Source organism: Mycobacterium colombiense (genome assembly GCF_003284975.1).
Lineage (GTDB): Bacteria > Actinomycetota > Actinomycetes > Mycobacteriales > Mycobacteriaceae > Mycobacterium > Mycobacterium europaeum_A.
Map to the genome: position 1 here is coordinate 1 of NZ_QMEU01000105.1, position 16,057 is coordinate 16,057.

Consider the following 16,057-nt stretch of genomic DNA (forward strand, 5'->3'; position numbering starts at 1 on the left):
GGACCGCCGCCCCCGGGCGGGCCGTTCCATCCGGCGCCGCCGCCGCCGGGATTCTGATACCGGCTGTGCGCTAGCCGCGTCCGAAGGTGGCCGCCTCCATCACCGCGATCGAGGCGGCCACCACGGTTTCACCGCACAACAACTCGACCTCGGGGATTCGTGGGGAGGTCGCCGCCAGCGGCTACCCACCGATCTCCCAGATGCGATCACCGCGACCCGCTTCGACGACGCGGCGACTGTCCTCCCGCCAGCTGCGGTACTCCGAAGACGTCATTTCCTGCCCCCACGCAGTGCTGATCGGCACGTTTCGGTCCAGATAGTCGGATTCCGCGGTCCTCCATGCCTTGACGTACAGATAAAACGGGATCGCGGTATGGATGTGATGAACCAGGTGGTAGTTCTGATACATCAACAACGGACACAAAACGCGCTCCCAGCCAACCCGAACCCGGGCGACCCGGAATCGGTCGCTCCGTACCGGGACCAGGCCGTGATGAGGCAGCCAGTCAAACCACCACGCGAGGACGCCCACCCCGATCCGCTGGGGGATGAAATAGATGAGCACCAGTTCTCGCCCATAGCCGAGAATCAGGATGGCGGTTACGAAGGCAAGGGCCAGGGTGAGGTAGACGGCAAATCCCAGGGCTTCCTTGCGCGGGCGCCGGCGCAGGCGCGCTACGTAAAAGCGGCAATACCAGGCATCGATTGTCAACCAGCGCAACGGCAACTGCCAACGCGGGCCGGTGATGCTCCACGCGTCCGGATCGTCGTGGATATCTTCGTTGGTGTTGCGATGGTGCGCGAGATGCGTGTACGCAAGCATCGGAAACGTTCCGAACAACGAGACGAACGGCATCGACAAGCGACCGAAGACCTGGTTGATCCAGTTGAGCCGGCTGACGGTGTGGTGAATCGATTCGTGCGCCACGATGAACATAGAAACCGTCACGAAACCCTGAACGACGATGGTGACCACCAACCACCAACGACTCACCCCGCAGAGAACCGCTGCCGTCGCCGCACACCACGCACCGAGCGATCCAAGCCAGACGAGGACGGTCGGCACCGCGATGGTCGGCCGCGCGAACCTGGGAGCTGGGAAGCCTCGCCGGACTGCGGCCACCTCGCCAGCGCGCCGTGACCTCCGCTCGGTGGGGGCAGCAACGTCGACGCTAGTCACCACAACTCCCGGTGAGGAACACGACGCTGACGCACTGCACGGAAATCCATGTGGCACCACCTTGTTTCGACTTTGCTCGTAATACGTATTCGCGTAAGAAACAATCCGCCGTCCCGTCATGTAGGTGAACACGATAAAGACAGTTATATGCAAGCCCATGCCTGCGGATTCGCGCGGTTAGGCGTGGGCCGGGGCTGTCCGATAAACGCCGGATCAGACCTCGGCATCTGTTGGTTTCCGGTCCGGGCGCTTCGACCACTGAAGGTGATCGCTTACGAGTCCCCTGGGACGCTTTTATCCTGCTGGCAGCGCGAACTTTAGCCGAGTCCCCCTCTACGCTCGCCCCGGGAGCCACCTGGCCCGAACCAGGATGTTCACCGGGGTAGACCTCGATAACCTACTCGCCGGAATGCAGCGTTGTCACGCGCTGGAATTTAGCGTGCACTGTCGATTTCCACATCGTGCTGACCGGTGCGGCCCAGTTTTGGGTTCGTTAAGCCTTTCCTCTGCCCGAACGATGGTCGCTTCGCAGAAATTTTGCGGTCCGGCCGGTTGACAGTTCCAGCAGCTCGAATAATTTCAGGCATTTTGCGCTCCTCCTAGACCGCAAGTTCGGGGCTCCACGTATGCTCGCAGGTTTTTCCGCTTTTCAATACCGACACAAGGTTCCCGGCCAGATCGGCCGATACCGACCGGACCGAGGAAAGCCGAACATGATCCATCAGAGTCACCAGCGCGGTCAGCTTGTAGCGCGACTCTACCTGCGGACTTACCGCACTCGGACGCATGGTGACAGGTATCGTTTCGTGATATCTCATGCCCAGCACGAACGCTCTCTTAGAATCGGCGCTCAGCATGAACGGCTCGTCACCCTTGTCGAGAATTCGGAGCATGAGCAGCGGAATTTCGCTTACCCATAGAGGTTCGGCAGGTTTATCGCGATCCGTGTGGGTGCCGATTGGATTTTTGGGATGGGTCCACGCAATCGTCAGACCCGCGGCTATGAGCTCAAGTCTCAATTTCTGTCGCCAAACCTCGCCTTGGGCAGCGACCGCTTCTACGAAGTTCTCCGCATTCTGATATGCGACTCCGACGACCAAATAATGGTCAGAATATCCGGCGTGAAAGTCACGCAACTCGGCTATCGTCCGGAAAAACTCCTCCTCATGCAGGAGCAAATCGCTTGTATCGTAGTAAAACTGGCGCCTTTCCAGCATCCCTCTGGTAAACGGGCAATGAGCTCTGTGGCCATCGCCTTGGACCAGAAAATCAAGATACTGTCGTATTACCGGAACACACTCGTCTGTGTGATAGCTGAGCTCAGTGAAAACGTAGTCCGGTCGTCGGTTCATTGCCCCCCTCCAACGGCAAAACTCGACACTCGCGTCCCACCGGCGCCTGCGTGATCGCCCGAGATCAGGCGCATGGCTGGCAGTGAATCCCCTCCAAATCGAAAACGAGTTTAACCCGAATGCGAGCGGGAGGGTTGCCGATTCGCACCAACAATGTGTCGATTCGATCGAGCAGCGTTCGGGCCAGGTCGCCATGGTGGCCGTCGAGCGGCCGTCGAGCGGCTTGATCAGCGCCGCTCCCGGTTCTCACCCGGGCCCTGGCTAGGTCGCGAGCCGGTCGGGTGACACTCGCCGGCGTTCAGCACTCGATCATCTCCCCCACGCAACCCGCCGACACTCGCGGGAATCCGCACGCACCCGTGCCCGATGCGGCAGTGTTTGTCTTGGCGAATGATGAAGAGCAACACAGTCTGTGAGAAGGCTTCGCCGGCGTTGCGGTGGGGTGGCGGGTGGTCGATGGGGAAGCCGTGCCCGCCGCTGCCTGGATCACATCGCGCAGAGGTGGCGGACATTAGGCCGAAATCTCTGCGCCGCCGGCTGACTACGGGGCAGGATTTCGATCAGTAACCACACCCCTGGGGCAGGGGGGTGAGGGGGTAAGGCTTTGGGGGAGTCGATGAACCGTGACGATCTGGCGCTGCCGCTGACACGCGGACAACTAGACATCTGGCTCGCGCAGGAATCGGGCTATGTCGGTACGGAGTGGCAGCTCGGCCTGTTGATAAGGATCGACGGCGCGATACAGCGTGATGTCCTCGAGCAGGCGATCCGCCAAACGGTGACGGAGGCCGAACCCAGTAGGGTGGCATTCTTCGAGGTCGATGGCCAGGTGCTTCAACGGCCGATCGATGATCCGCATGTCGAGCTTAAGTTTCATGACCTGGTCGGCACGCCCGATCCCGTGCAGGAAGCCTGCCGCCGGGCTTCCTCCATCCAGCGCACCCCGATGGCGTTGAACGGCCAGTTACTCAAGTTCGCACTGTTCCAGACGCAGGCCGAGGAATTCTATTTGTTCGGCTGCTGCCACCACATCGTCCTAGACGGACTGAGCATGGCGCTGATGTGCCGTCGCGTTGCCACCATCTATTCGGCCATGGTTGCTGGATCGCCTGTTCCTGCCGCCTATTTCGGCTCGCTGCGAGACCTGGTTGATCTCGAGTCGGGATACGAAGCATCCGCCGATTATCGGGAAGACGAAGCGTACTGGAGCAAAAACCTTCCGCCGGAAGGCGGACACGATTACCAGCTGCCCCCCGCCACGGTCGATGGGGACCCCTGTGGGCCGTCGGCGTCAGTTCAGTTGGATGCCTTCGCTGTCGGCCGCATGAAGGAACTGTCGAAAAAGCTGCGTGTCCGTCGCTATTCGGTCACCACAGCGGCATGCGCTCTCCTGGTGCATGCGTGGTCGGGAGGCGGCTCCGAGGTGGCGCTGGATTTCCCGGTCAGCCGGCGGGTGCGTCCGGAGTCAAAGACACTTCCGGGGATGCTCGCCGGAGTGGTGCCACTGGTCTTGCAGACGTCACCGGACACCACGGTCGCCGATTTCTGTCAGCATGTGGATACCCAGATACGAAAGTTGCTGAAGCATCAGCGGTTTCCGGTGCACCACCACGACGAAGGCGGCTTTCTCAACCTCAGACAAGCAGCGAACAGGGTCGGTATCAATTTCATCCCGTCTCGATTGACCCTGGATCTTGGTGGCGCTCCGGCAACCGCGACGTATACCAATAACGGCCCCGCCGATCACTTCGGGCTTTTCTTTATTGGGTCGAGTGACCAGCTGTTTCTCAGCACCGCAGGCCGCGGACAGCCGTTTGCGAGCTTTGACGTCTCCTACCTGGGGGCACGTCTGCAGCAGGTGTTGATGGAGATGACGGCCGATCCCGAGCGGCCGATCTCCTCGATCGAAATACTCGATGAGGATGAGAACGCCCGGCTCTATGGGTGGTCGCATCGCGCCGCGTTAACAAAGCCGGCAATGCCGGTGTCGATTCCGGTGGTGTTCACCGAGCACGCCGCCCGTACCCCCGGGGCGGTAGCGGTGACCTTCGACGGCCGCTCCATGACATATCGGACACTCGAGAAGGCCGCGAACCGGTTGGCACACCTTCTGGCCGGCCATGGGGTTGGCCCGGGACAGACTGTGGCACTGCTGTTTCCCCGGTGCGCTGACGCGATCGTGGCGATGCTGGCGGTGCTCAAAACCGGGGCAGCGTATGTGCCGGTCGACCCCGGGCACGCGTCGGCACGAATGGAGTTCATGCTCGCCGATGCCGCACCCGCCGTGCTGATCACCACGGCCGACCTGCGCTCACGGCTGCACGGATTTGGTCCGCTGATCATCGAGGCCCACGATCCCGCCATCGAGGCCCAACCCGACACTCCACTTCCCACGCCCGCACCCGAGAACGTCGCCTACATCATCTACACCTCCGGGACTACGGGCACCCCCAAAGGCGTTGCCATCACTCACCACAACGTCACATGGCTGATCGAGGCGCTCGACGAGCGCCTGCCGTCCGGGGGGGTGTGGGCGCAGTGCTACTCCTCGGCCTTCGACTTGTCGGTGTGGGACATCTGGGGCGCGCTGCTGCGGGGTAGGCGATTGCTGGTGGTGCCCGAGGCCGTGGCGGGCTCTCCGGATGAACTCCACGCGTTGCTGGTCGCGGAGAAGGTCAGCGTGCTCACCCAGATTCCGTCGTCAGTAGCGCTGCTGTCACCGGAGGGGTTGGAGTCGACGGCGTTGGTGGTGGGCGGTGAGGCCTGCCCGACCGACGTGGTGGATCGGTGGGCGGCACCCGGGCGGGTGATGTTCAATGCCTATGGCCCGACCGAGGCGACGGTGTGCGCGTCGATGAGTACCCAACTGTCGCCGGGGCAGGGTCTGGTGCCGATCGGGTCGCCGATCCCCGGGGCGGCGATGTTCGTGCTGGACAAGTGGTTGCAACCGGTGCCGGTCGGGGTGGTCGGCGATCTGTACCTGGCCGGGCGCGGCGTGGGCCTGGGATATGTGCGTCGTGCCGGTCTGACCGCGTCGCGATTTGTGGCCTGCCCGTTCGGGCCCGCCGGGACACGCATGTATCGCACCGGCGATTTGGTGTGCTGGGGTGCGGACGCGCAGCTGCGACACCTGGGCCGCGCCGACGAGCAGGTCAAGATCCGCGGGTACCGCGTCGAATTGGGCGAAGTCCAGGTGGCACTGGCCGCCCTCGATGGGGTGCACCAGGCGGCGGTCATCGCCCGCGAGGACCGTCCCGGACACAAGCGGCTGGTGGGTTACATCACCGGCACCGCCAACCCGATCGAGATCCGCGCGGCACTGGCTGATCGGCTTCCCGCGTACATGGTTCCCGCCGCGGTGGTGGTGTTGCCGTCAATTCCGTTGACGGTCAACGGAAAACTCGACAAGCGTGCTTTGCCCGCACCCGAATTCACCGCCGGTGAGTACCGGGCCCCGGCCGACGCGGTCGAGGGAATCCTGGCCGACATCTACGCCCAAGTCCTCGGGGTCGAGCGCGTCGGGATCGACGATTCGTTCTTCGATCTCGGCGGCGACAGCATCATGTCGATGCAGGTGGTGGCCCGCGCACGGGCGGCCGGCGTGATGTGCCGTCCGCGTGACCTTTTCGTCGAACAGACGGTACGCCGCCTTGCGCGGGTCGCGGCGACGGCCGAGAGCGAGGCCGCCGTCGTCGACGACGGCGTCGGGCCGGTGCTGGCCACCCCGATCATCCGGACGCTGCACAGCGTCAAGGGCCCGATCGACGAGTTCAACCAGACCATGGTGGTCACCGCTCCTGCGGGGGTGACCGAGGCCGACGTGGCGGTCGTCCTGCAGGCGTTGCTCGATCGGCATGCCGCGTTGCGACTGCGCATCGACGATGACGGCGCCGGCGGCTGGTCGCTGGCGGCACCCGAAGTCGGGTCGGTGGATGCGCGCGGATGTCTGCATAGCGTCGAGGTGTTGTCGGGTGAGGCGCTGGTGCGGGCCCGGTCGCGGTTGAACCCGTCGGCGGGGCTGATGCTGAGCGCGGTGTGGGCGACTTGCACCGGACAGCTGGCATTGATCGTTCATCACCTGGCCGTCGACGGCGTGTCGTGGCGAATCCTGTTGGAGGACCTCAACATCGCCTGGGCGCAGCATCACAGCGGGCAGCCGGTGGCGTTGCCGACGGGCGGGACGTCGTTTGCGCGTTGGTCATCGCTGCTCGACGAACATGCGCGCCGCGCCGAGGTAGTGGCCCTGGCCGACGCGTGGCGACAGGTGGCGGCAGTACCGGCGGCGCTGCCGGCGGCGCAACCCGAGGTCGACACCTACCAGAGCGCGGGCCAGTTGTCGGCGTCGTTGGATGTCGAAACCACCCGCCAACTGCTCGGCGAGGTCCCGGCGGCGTTTCACGCCGGTGTCGGTGACATCTTGCTGATCGCCTTCGGGTTGGCATTCGCGGAGTTTCTCGACACCGGCGACGGTATGCCGATCGGTGTCGACGTCGAGGGTCACGGGCGCCACGAGGAGCTGGCCCCCGCTGTGGACCTGTCCCGCACGGTGGGCTGGTTCACCGCCAAATATCCGGTCGCGTTGACGGTCGGGGGCCTGTCGTGGGCGCAGGTTGTCGCCGGTGAGGCCGCACTGGGGGCTCTGATCAAGGATGCCAAGGAGCAGCTGCGCGCCCTTCCCGATTCGCTGACCTATGGTTTGCTCCGGTACCTGAACGCCGACGTCGATCTCGGCGGGGCTGACCCGACGATCGGGTTCAACTACCTGGGCCGCCTCGGCGCAGGTACCGACCTGCCCGGCGAGTTGTGGCGGATCAACGAGGACAGCCTGACGTTTGCGGGTGTGGCAACGGCGGTGCCGCTCGGGTTGGCGCACACGGTGGAGCTCAATGCCGGAACCATGGACACCGAGGCTGGGCCGCACCTGCAGGCGAACTGGACGTGGGCGCCCTCGGTGCTGAACGACGAGCAAGTCAGCCGGCTGAGCCAGTTGTGGTTCGAAGCGCTGGCCGGTATCTGCGCGCACGTCAGAGCCGGTGGGGGCGGGCTCACCCCGTCCGATATCGCTCCTGCCCGCCTCAGCCAGGAGCAGATCGACCAACTCTGCTCGCAAGGCGACGTCGTGGACGTGCTGCCGCTGACGCCGGTGCAGCAGGGTCTGCTATTCCACACCAGCTTCGCGCCCGGTCTGGACGACCTGTACACCGTGCAACTCGGAATCACACTCAACGGCTCCCTCGATGCGCACCGCTTGCGCGAAGCCGTGCAGACGGTCGTCAACCGGCATCCCAACCTGATGGCACGCTTCTGCGAAGGCTTCGGTGAGCCGGTGCAGCTGATCCCGGCCAAGCCCGTGATCGCGTGGCAGGACATTGAACTGAATCCCGTCGGCGTCCACGCCGATCAGCAGATTGAGCGACTATGTGCTGCTGAGCGCGCCGCGGTCTGCGACCTGGCTGACCAGCCGACCTTCCGGGCGGCGTTGATCCGCACCGCAGCAGACCAGTACCGCTTGGTGCTCACCATTCACCACATCGTGGCGGATGGCTGGTCGCTGCCAATCCTGATGCGGGAGGTGTTCGGCAGCTACTACGGCGAACAGCTCCCCGCGGCTCCGTCGTACCGCGGCTTTGTCACCTGGCTGGACGGGCAGGACCGCGGTGTCGCACGCGAGGCTTGGCGCGAGGTGTTGGCGGGTTTCGAGACCCCGACGTTGATCGGTACGCCGGGCCAGGCAGGGCGTCGCGACGTCGCGTCCTTCCGGGTGTCCGCCGAGACCACAGCGGCCCTGACCGAGCTGGCCCGCTCGTGCCACACCACCGTGAGCACCGTGTTGCAGGGAGCGTGGGCGCAGCTGTTGATGTGGCTGACCGGTCAGCATGATGTGGCATTCGGCACCGCGGTCTCGGGTCGGCCCACCGAAGTGCCCGGCTCGGAATCCATTGTGGGGCTGATGATCAACACGGTCCCGGTGCGGGCCACCACCACCGCGCAGACCACGGTCGCCAATCTGCTGGAGCAGCTGCAGCGCATCCACAACGACACGCTCGAACATGAGCATCTGGCTCTGCCCGAGATTCACCGCGTCACCGGTCACGATCAGCTGTTCGACACGCTCTTCCTGTACGAGAACTACCCGGTCGACCCCGGCGCCCTGTTGGGCGCAGATGACTTGGCAGTTACCGAATTTGACGTCCGCGAATACAACCACTACCCGCTTTCGGTGGTGGCGACGCCGGGCTACGAACTGAGCCTTCGCGTCGAATTCGACACGGACGCATTTGACCGTGCGGCCATCGACACCCTGATCGACCGGTTACAGCGATTGCTGGTGGCACTGATCGCCGATCCCGCGGGGCGGTTGTCGTCTCTCGATCTGCTCGACGTTGCCGAGCATGAGCGGCTCGATGCATGGGGCAACCGGGCGGTGCTGGCGCAGCGGCCAAGCGGGCAGGTGTCGATTCCTGAGTTGTTCGCCGCGCAGGTGGCTCGCGACCCAAAGGCGGTCGCCATCACCTGCGGCGAGCGTTCGTGGACCTACCGCGAGGTCGAGGAAGCGGCAAACCGGTTGGCACACATGCTCGCTGGGCAGGGCGCGGGCCCGGGCCAGCGGGTGGCGGTGGTGATACCGCGGTCGGCCGAAGCGGTGATGGTGATCTTGGCGGTGCTCAAGACCGGGGCGGCGTACGTGCCGATCGATCCGTCGGTGCCCGCGACGCGGCTGGATTTCGTGTTGGGCGACTGCGCGCCTATCGCTGTGGTCACCACCGCCGAGGTGCGGTCACGGCTGGAGCGGTCCGGCTTGCCGCTCATCGACGTCGACGACCCAGCGGTGACGACCCAGTCCGAGACCGCGTTACCGGCGGTTGGGCCCGAGAACATCGCCTACATCATTTACACCTCGGGCACTACCGGAACGCCCAAAGGCGTTGCAGTACCGCATCACAACGTCGCCAGGTTGCTGCATACGCTGGACGGCCAGTTGACGTTGGGGCAGGTGTGGACGCAGTGTCATTCGTTGGCGTTTGACTTCTCGGTGTGGGAGATCTTCGGCGCACTGTTATATGGCGGACGGTTGGTGGTGGTGCCCGATTCGGTGGTGCGTTCGCCAGAAGAGTTGCACGCCTTGCTCGTTCGTGAACAAGTCAGCGTGTTGAGCCAGACGCCGTCGGCGTTTTATGCGCTACAGGCCGCCGATGGGCTCTCCCCCGACCTGGGACAGCGGCTGAAATTGCAGACGGTGGTGTTCGGTGGCGAGGCGCTCGAACCGACCCGCCTGGCGACCTGGCTGAAACACCACCCCGGACCGCCCCGTCTGATCAATATGTACGGCATCACCGAGACGACGGTGCACGCCTCGTTCCGCGAGATCGTCGACGTCGACCTCGACAGCAATGCCAGCCCCATCGGGGTGCCGTTGGCCCACCTTGCCTTTTTCGTGCTCGACGGGTGGCTGCGTCGCGTGCCCGCCGGGGTGGTCGGCGAGCTGTACGTGGCCGGCGCCGGGCTGGCCGCCGGGTATGCGGGCAGGCCGGGGTTGAGCTCGACGCGGTTTGTGGCGTGCCCGTTCGGACAACCGGGTGCGCGCATGTATCGCACCGGCGATCTGGTGTCGTGGGGCGTCGACGGACAGCTGCGTTACGTCGGACGTGCCGATGAGCAGGTCAAGATCCGCGGGTATCGCATCGAGCTCGGCGAGATCCAGGCGGCCCTCGACGGGCTGGACGGCGTCGATCATGCGGCGGTGATCGCGCGCGAGGATCGTCCCGGTGACAAGCGGCTGGTGGGCTACATCACCGGGGCCGCCGACCCGGCTGAGGTCCGCACCCAATTGGGAGAACGGTTGCCGACCTACATGGTGCCGGCCGCGGTCGTCGTGCTCGAGGCGCTGCCGTTGACGATCAACGGCAAACTCGACGTCCGCGCCCTGCCGGCGCCCGAATACCAGGATGTTGACCATTACCGCGCTCCATCCAGCGCGGTTGAGGACATCTTGGCCGGCGTTTATGCCCAGGTATTGGGTGTGCAGCGGGTCGGTGTCGATGACTCGTTCTTCGATCTGGGCGGCGACAGCATCCTGTCGATGCAAGTCGTGGCTCGTGCCCGCGCTGCCGGCGTAATGTGCCGTCCGCGTGATGTTTTCGTCGAACAGACGGTGGCGCGGCTGGCGCAGGTCGCCACGGTGGTCGCCGACGACGACGGCGTGGTCGACCAGGGCACCGGGTCTGTGGTGGCCACCCCGATCATGCGCTGGCTGCACAGCGTCGACGGCGCGGTCGAGCAGTTCAACCAGACGATGGTGTTGCAAGCTCCCGCGGGGGTCACGCAGGCCGACGTGGTGGTGGTCCTGCAGTCGTTGCTGGACCGGCACGCCACGTTGCGGCTGCGCGTCGACGACGACGGTGTGGGCAGTTGGTTGTTGTGGGTGCCCGAGCCCGGGACGGTGGATGCCGCCGGCTGCGTGGACACCGTCGACGCGCTGTCGGCTGAAGCGTTGGTGGCGGCCCGGTCACGGCTCGACCCGGGCGCCGGGGCGATGCTGCGCGCCGTGTGGGCCGGGTCGACGAACCAGTTGGCGTTGATCATTCACCACCTGTCCGTCGATGGCGTGTCGTGGCGAATCCTATTGGAGGACCTCAATATTGCGTGGGCCCAGCATCACAGTGGCCAGCCGGTGGCGCTGCCGGCGCCGGGGACATCGTTTGCCCGGTGGTCGTCGCTGTTGGCCGAGTACGCGCAGAGCGCAGACGTGATGGCCCAGGCCGAGGCGTGGCGTCAGGTGGCGGCACTCCCCGCGCCGTTACCGCCGGTACAGCCGGGAGACACCTACGTCAGCGCCGGCCAACTGTCGGTGTCGCTGGATGTCGAGAGGACCCGCCGGCTGCTTGGTGAGGTTCCGGCGGCGTTTCATGCCGGGATTCAGGACATCTTGCTGATCGCGTTCGGCCTGGCGTGGACGCAATTCTTCGGCACCAGCACCCCCGTCGGCGTCGATGTGGAGGGCCACGGCCGCCAGGAGGAACGGGCCCCGCACGTCGATCTGTCGCGCACGGTGGGTTGGTTCACCACCAAATACCCGGTAGCCCTGAAATTCGGGGGGCCGATCGGCGGCCTGTCCTGGAAACAGGTGCTGGCGGGTGACGATGCACTGGGCGCTGTGATCAAGGACGCCAAGGAGCAGCTGCGCGCCCTGCCCGACGGTCTGACCTACGGGCTGCTGCGCTACCTTTCGCCTGAGTTCGATCTGGGTGGGTCCGACCCCGTGATCGGCTTCAACTACCTGGGTCGGCTGGGCGGTGGGGCCGAGCTCTCCAGTGAGTTGTGGCGACTCAGCGAGAACAGTTTCGCGCTGGGCGGCGCTGCGGGCGCGGTGCAGATGCCGCTGGCACATACCGTCGAGGTCAATGCCGGCACCATGGACACCGAGGCCGGCCCGCAGCTGCAGGCCAACTGGACGTGGGCGCGCTCGACCCTGAACGACCAGCAGGTCAGCCGGCTCAGCGAGCTGTGGTTCGACGCGCTTTCGGGCATCTGCGCGCACGTGCGCCGCGGCGGGGGCGGGCTGACCCCGTCCGACATCGCGCCGGCCCGTCTCACCCAGCAAGACCTCGACAAGCTGGCGCAGCAGTACCGGATCGGCGATGTGTTGCCGCTCACCCCGCTGCAGCAGGGCTTGCTGTACTACAGCGGCAACGGGCAGGGCAGTGCCGACTTGTATGCGGTGCAGCTCGACATCACTCTGACTGGTGTCCTTGACCCGCAGCGCTTGCGCGAGGCGGTGCACGCCGTCGTCGCCCGCCATCCGAACTTGGTGGCCGGTTTTTGCGAAGACTTCACTGAACCGGTGCAGGTCATTCCCGCCGATTCGGCGTTGGCCTGGCAGTACGTCGAGCTGAACTCGGCAGATGCTGATGTCGAGGATCAGGTACAGCGGCTGTGTACCGCCGAACGCGCCGCGGTCTGCGACCTCGCCGGACAGCCGCCCTTCCGGGCTGCCGCGATCCGCACCGCGGACGATCAGTACAGGTTCGTGCTCACCAACCACCACATCGTGCTCGACGGTTGGTCGAAGCCGATCTTGCTGCACGAAATCTTCGCCTGCTATCGCGGCGTGCGATTGCCCGCCGCCCCGTCGTATCGCAGCTTTGTCACCTGGCTGTTTAACCAGGATCGGGGCGCGGCTCGGACGGCATGGCGCGAGGTCCTCGCCGGGTTCGACACTCCCAGCCTGGTGGGACCCGGGGGGCGCCCAGCGCTTGGTCTGCGCGCTACGGAGTTGTTCCGGGTGTCCGCGCAGACCACGCAGGCGTTGGGCGAGCTGGCGCGCGCGTACCACACCACGGTCAGCACCGTCCTGCAGGCCGCGTGGGCGCTGCTGCTGACGTGGCTGACCGGCCAGCACGACGTGGTGTTCGGCACCGCGGTGTCGGGGCGGCCAGCCGACTTGGCGGGCGCGGAATCGATGGTGGGTCTGCTGATCAACACGGTCCCCGTGCGGGCGACCATCGGCGCGGAGACGACCACCGCCAACCTGCTGGACCAGCTGCAAAGCAGCTACGCCAAGACGCTTGACCATCAGCACCTGGCCCTGAGTGAGATCCACCGCGTAACGGGGCACGACCAGTTGTTCGACACGCTATTCGTATACGAGAACTACCCGATGACTACCGCCGCGTTATCGGCCGTCGACGAGTTGAACATCAATGGCTTCAGCAGCCGCGAATACAACCACTACCCGCTTTCGGTACAAGCCGTGCCCGGCCACGAACTGGGTCTACGCGTCGAATTCGACACTGAGGTGTTTACCGCAGCCAGAATCGAAAAGCTGGTCGAACGGTTCCGGCGCGTGCTGGTAGCCATGACCGCAGATGTGGAGCAATCGTGACTGTCCGTGCGGTACGGCCGAGCCGCCAAACACCTTGGGCCTGAAGTGAATTGATCACGGATTGCACTGTTTGAACGCGGCCTCGTCGTCAACACCTAAACAGGGGCGCGTCTTCGCCCTCGCGACACATGAGCTACTCCGATCGCCCGGCGTTGCGCGGCAGCGTCAGCCTGAATCGGGCGCCGCCCTCGTGGGGCAGACACACCAGGTCGCCGCCGTGGGCGCGGGCCAGAGCACGCGCGATCGCCAGCCCCAGCCCGGCGCCGCCGTGGTCGCGGGCGCGACCGGCGTCCAGGCGCACCAGCCGCTCGAAGATGTTGTTTCGCTGGTCATCCGGGATGCCAGGCCCGGTGTCGGTGACGGTCACCTCCGCGAGGTCCTCGTGTGCGCGAAGGTCGACGGTGATGGCTCCGGCGGCCGGCGTATACCGGCGTGCGTTGTCGAGCAGGTTGGACACGATCTGCGACAGGCGGGTCGCGTCGGCGTTGAGGGTCAGCGTGGTCAGGCCGGTACGGCTGACGCTGATCTGCGGCGCCAGCATGGCGGCACGGTCGACCTCGCCATCTAGGACGGCGGCCACGTCGACGTCGTGCAGCTCGAGCGCGAGCCCGGCATCGATGCGGCTCAGGTCCAGCATGTCGGAGACGAGCCGTCCGGCGCGGCGAGCGTCGGAGAGCAGCAGGCTCGCCCGACGGTATTGCCCGTCGTCTCGATGGCCGGAGGCGCCGTGCGCGAGTTGTTCGGCGGCGACCTGAATGCCGGCGATCGGGGTGCGCAACTCGTGCGCGGCGTCGACAAGAAATCGCCGGGTTGCCGCCTCGGCCCGCTGGGCGGTGTCGGCGGCGCGCCGGGCGTGGCGCTCGGAGGTTTCCAGGGCGTCCAGCATGCCGTCGAAAGCCCTTGCGGCGCGGCCTAATTCGGTGTCGGTGCGGTCCGGATGCAGTCGGCGGCCACGGTCCCCCGTGGTGATGGCGTTGGCGAGCGCGGTGAGCCGGTCCAGGGGGCGCAGCGCCGCGCGGCTGACCGCAACCAGCAGCAGCGCCGCGAGCAGCAGGGTCGCCAGGCCCGCCCCGATCATCAGCCCGCGCAGCTGATGCGCGACCTGGGTGGTTTGCGTGGTGTCGGCGACCAGGATCACCCGGCTGCCGTCGGGCAGCGGGTGCACGACTGCCGTCGCGGTGGCATCCGGCGGGGGGCCGGGCGGCGGTGGAAATGCATACGGCGGTGGCGGATACGGCGGTGGTGGCGGATACGGCGGCGGTGGGTAGGGCGGCGGGGGCGGATACAGCGGGGGCGGTTCGACCTCGCCCTCACCCAGCTCGGGGCTGATCGCGCGGTCACCGTAGGCGCTGCCGTTGGCGGTGACGACGAGCGCCCGAATCCCGCCACCGTTGAGTTCGGCAGCGAGCAAATCGGGTGAGGTGCGCGCGGCGCTCAACGCGTCGGCGCGCGATGTCGCGGCCAACAGCCGGTCGTGCAGATTACGTTGGGCCAGAACGCCCATGGTGATGTCGATGGTGACCCCCAGCACCACCAACAGCACGGCCAACAGCGCTAGCACCACCAGCGTCACCCGACGTTGCAGCGACGGCGTCGGTGTCCTCGACGCGGCCGTCATGACCGCTCGGCCCGCAGGCGGTAGCCGATGCCGCGCACGGTATGCAGGATCCGCGGCCCGTGCGCCTCGAGCTTGCGCCGCAGCCCGCTGACATGAACCTGCACCAGGTTGGGGTCGTAGGCGTCGTAGCCCCACACCCCGTTCAGGATCTGGCCCGCGCTGACGATCCGGCCGCGCTGCTCCACCAGGAAGGTCAGCACCCGCAGCTCGGTTGCCGTCAGATCCAGCGGGTGACCGCCGCGCGCCGCCACCCCGGCGCCGAGATCCAGCGTGACGTCGCCCACCTGAATCACCTGGGACAGGCGTCCGCGACGGCGTAATACCGCGCCGACCCGCGACACCAGTTCGGCCAGCTCGAACGGCTTGATGACGTAGTCGTCGGCGCCGCCGTCGAGTCCGCGCAGCCGATCCGGCAGCCCGTCGCGGGCCGTGATCAAGACTATGCCGACGTCACCCCATTCGCGGATCACGTCGATCAGTTCGAACCCGTCGCGTCCCGGCAGCATCACGTCGAGCACCACCAGGTCGGGCCGCATCCCGTCGAGAACCCCTTCCAGGCCGTCGCCGTCGCGGCGGGCATCGGTGTGATAGCCGACCTCGGTGAGCGCCTCGCTGACCATTTCCCGGATGGTCTCGGAGTCCTCGACGACCAGCACCCGCGGGGTGCCGATGCTGAACCGGCCGGCCGCACGGAGGCAATCCGTCATGCCCTCCATTGTCGGTGCCGGTGCTGAAACGAACCTGAAGGGCGCTGCCCACTGTGACGAGCCGTTCGTCGGGCGGTTCTTCAGATCCATTTCAGCCCCGGCTTCTAACGTCCATGGCATGACCACGAACGACGACATCAACACCAATGCACCCGTGCCGCCGCCGGTCGCCCAGCCGGAGTTAGAGCGACGCCGCTACCCCACCGGCGTGGTGATCGGCGCCGGGGTGGCGGGGGCCCTGCTCGGCGCGGTCGGTACCGTCGCGGCGATCGCGTTCGCCTGGATCGTCAGCGTCGGACCGCCTCCGCCGCCGCTCGG

General features: G+C 65.9%; 5 protein-coding genes and 1 pseudogene. 2 read left to right on the forward strand and 4 right to left on the reverse strand.

Annotated elements, in window-relative coordinates; all coding sequences use genetic code 11:
- Positions 1-181: 181 nt before the first annotated feature.
- A complete protein-coding gene (locus DQP58_RS22150) occupies positions 182-1,312 on the reverse strand; it encodes a fatty acid desaturase (protein ID WP_240630060.1) in 1,131 nt (376 codons plus the stop codon).
- A 467-nt stretch (positions 1,313-1,779) separates the two neighbouring features.
- Complete coding sequence (locus DQP58_RS26975; protein ID WP_205869510.1) at positions 1,780-2,532, reverse strand: 1-aminocyclopropane-1-carboxylate synthase; 753 nt, start codon at positions 2,530-2,532, stop codon at positions 1,780-1,782.
- A gap of 616 nt (positions 2,533-3,148) precedes the next feature.
- On the opposite strand from DQP58_RS26975, the gene DQP58_RS22160 reads away from it, so the two are divergent.
- The gene (locus tag DQP58_RS22160) at positions 3,149-13,414 is read left to right on the forward strand and encodes a non-ribosomal peptide synthetase (RefSeq protein WP_112710335.1); all 10,266 of its coding nucleotides are present in this window, start codon (positions 3,149-3,151) and stop codon (positions 13,412-13,414) included.
- Positions 13,415-13,547: 133 nt separating this feature from the next.
- Here DQP58_RS22160 and DQP58_RS22165 read toward each other — a convergent pair whose 3' ends face one another.
- Positions 13,548-15,032, reverse strand: a complete 1,485-nt coding sequence (locus DQP58_RS22165) for a sensor histidine kinase (protein WP_112710336.1) — start codon at positions 15,030-15,032, stop codon at positions 13,548-13,550.
- A complete protein-coding gene (locus DQP58_RS22170; RefSeq protein WP_112710337.1) occupies positions 15,029-15,748 on the reverse strand; it encodes a response regulator transcription factor in 720 nt (239 codons plus the stop codon). The genes DQP58_RS22165 and DQP58_RS22170 overlap by 4 nt, the downstream gene beginning before the upstream one ends.
- A 109-nt stretch (positions 15,749-15,857) precedes the next feature.
- Between DQP58_RS22170 and DQP58_RS22175 the strand changes: the two are divergent.
- Positions 15,858-16,057 (forward strand): annotated as a pseudogene (locus DQP58_RS22175) (hypothetical protein); the annotation flags it as partial.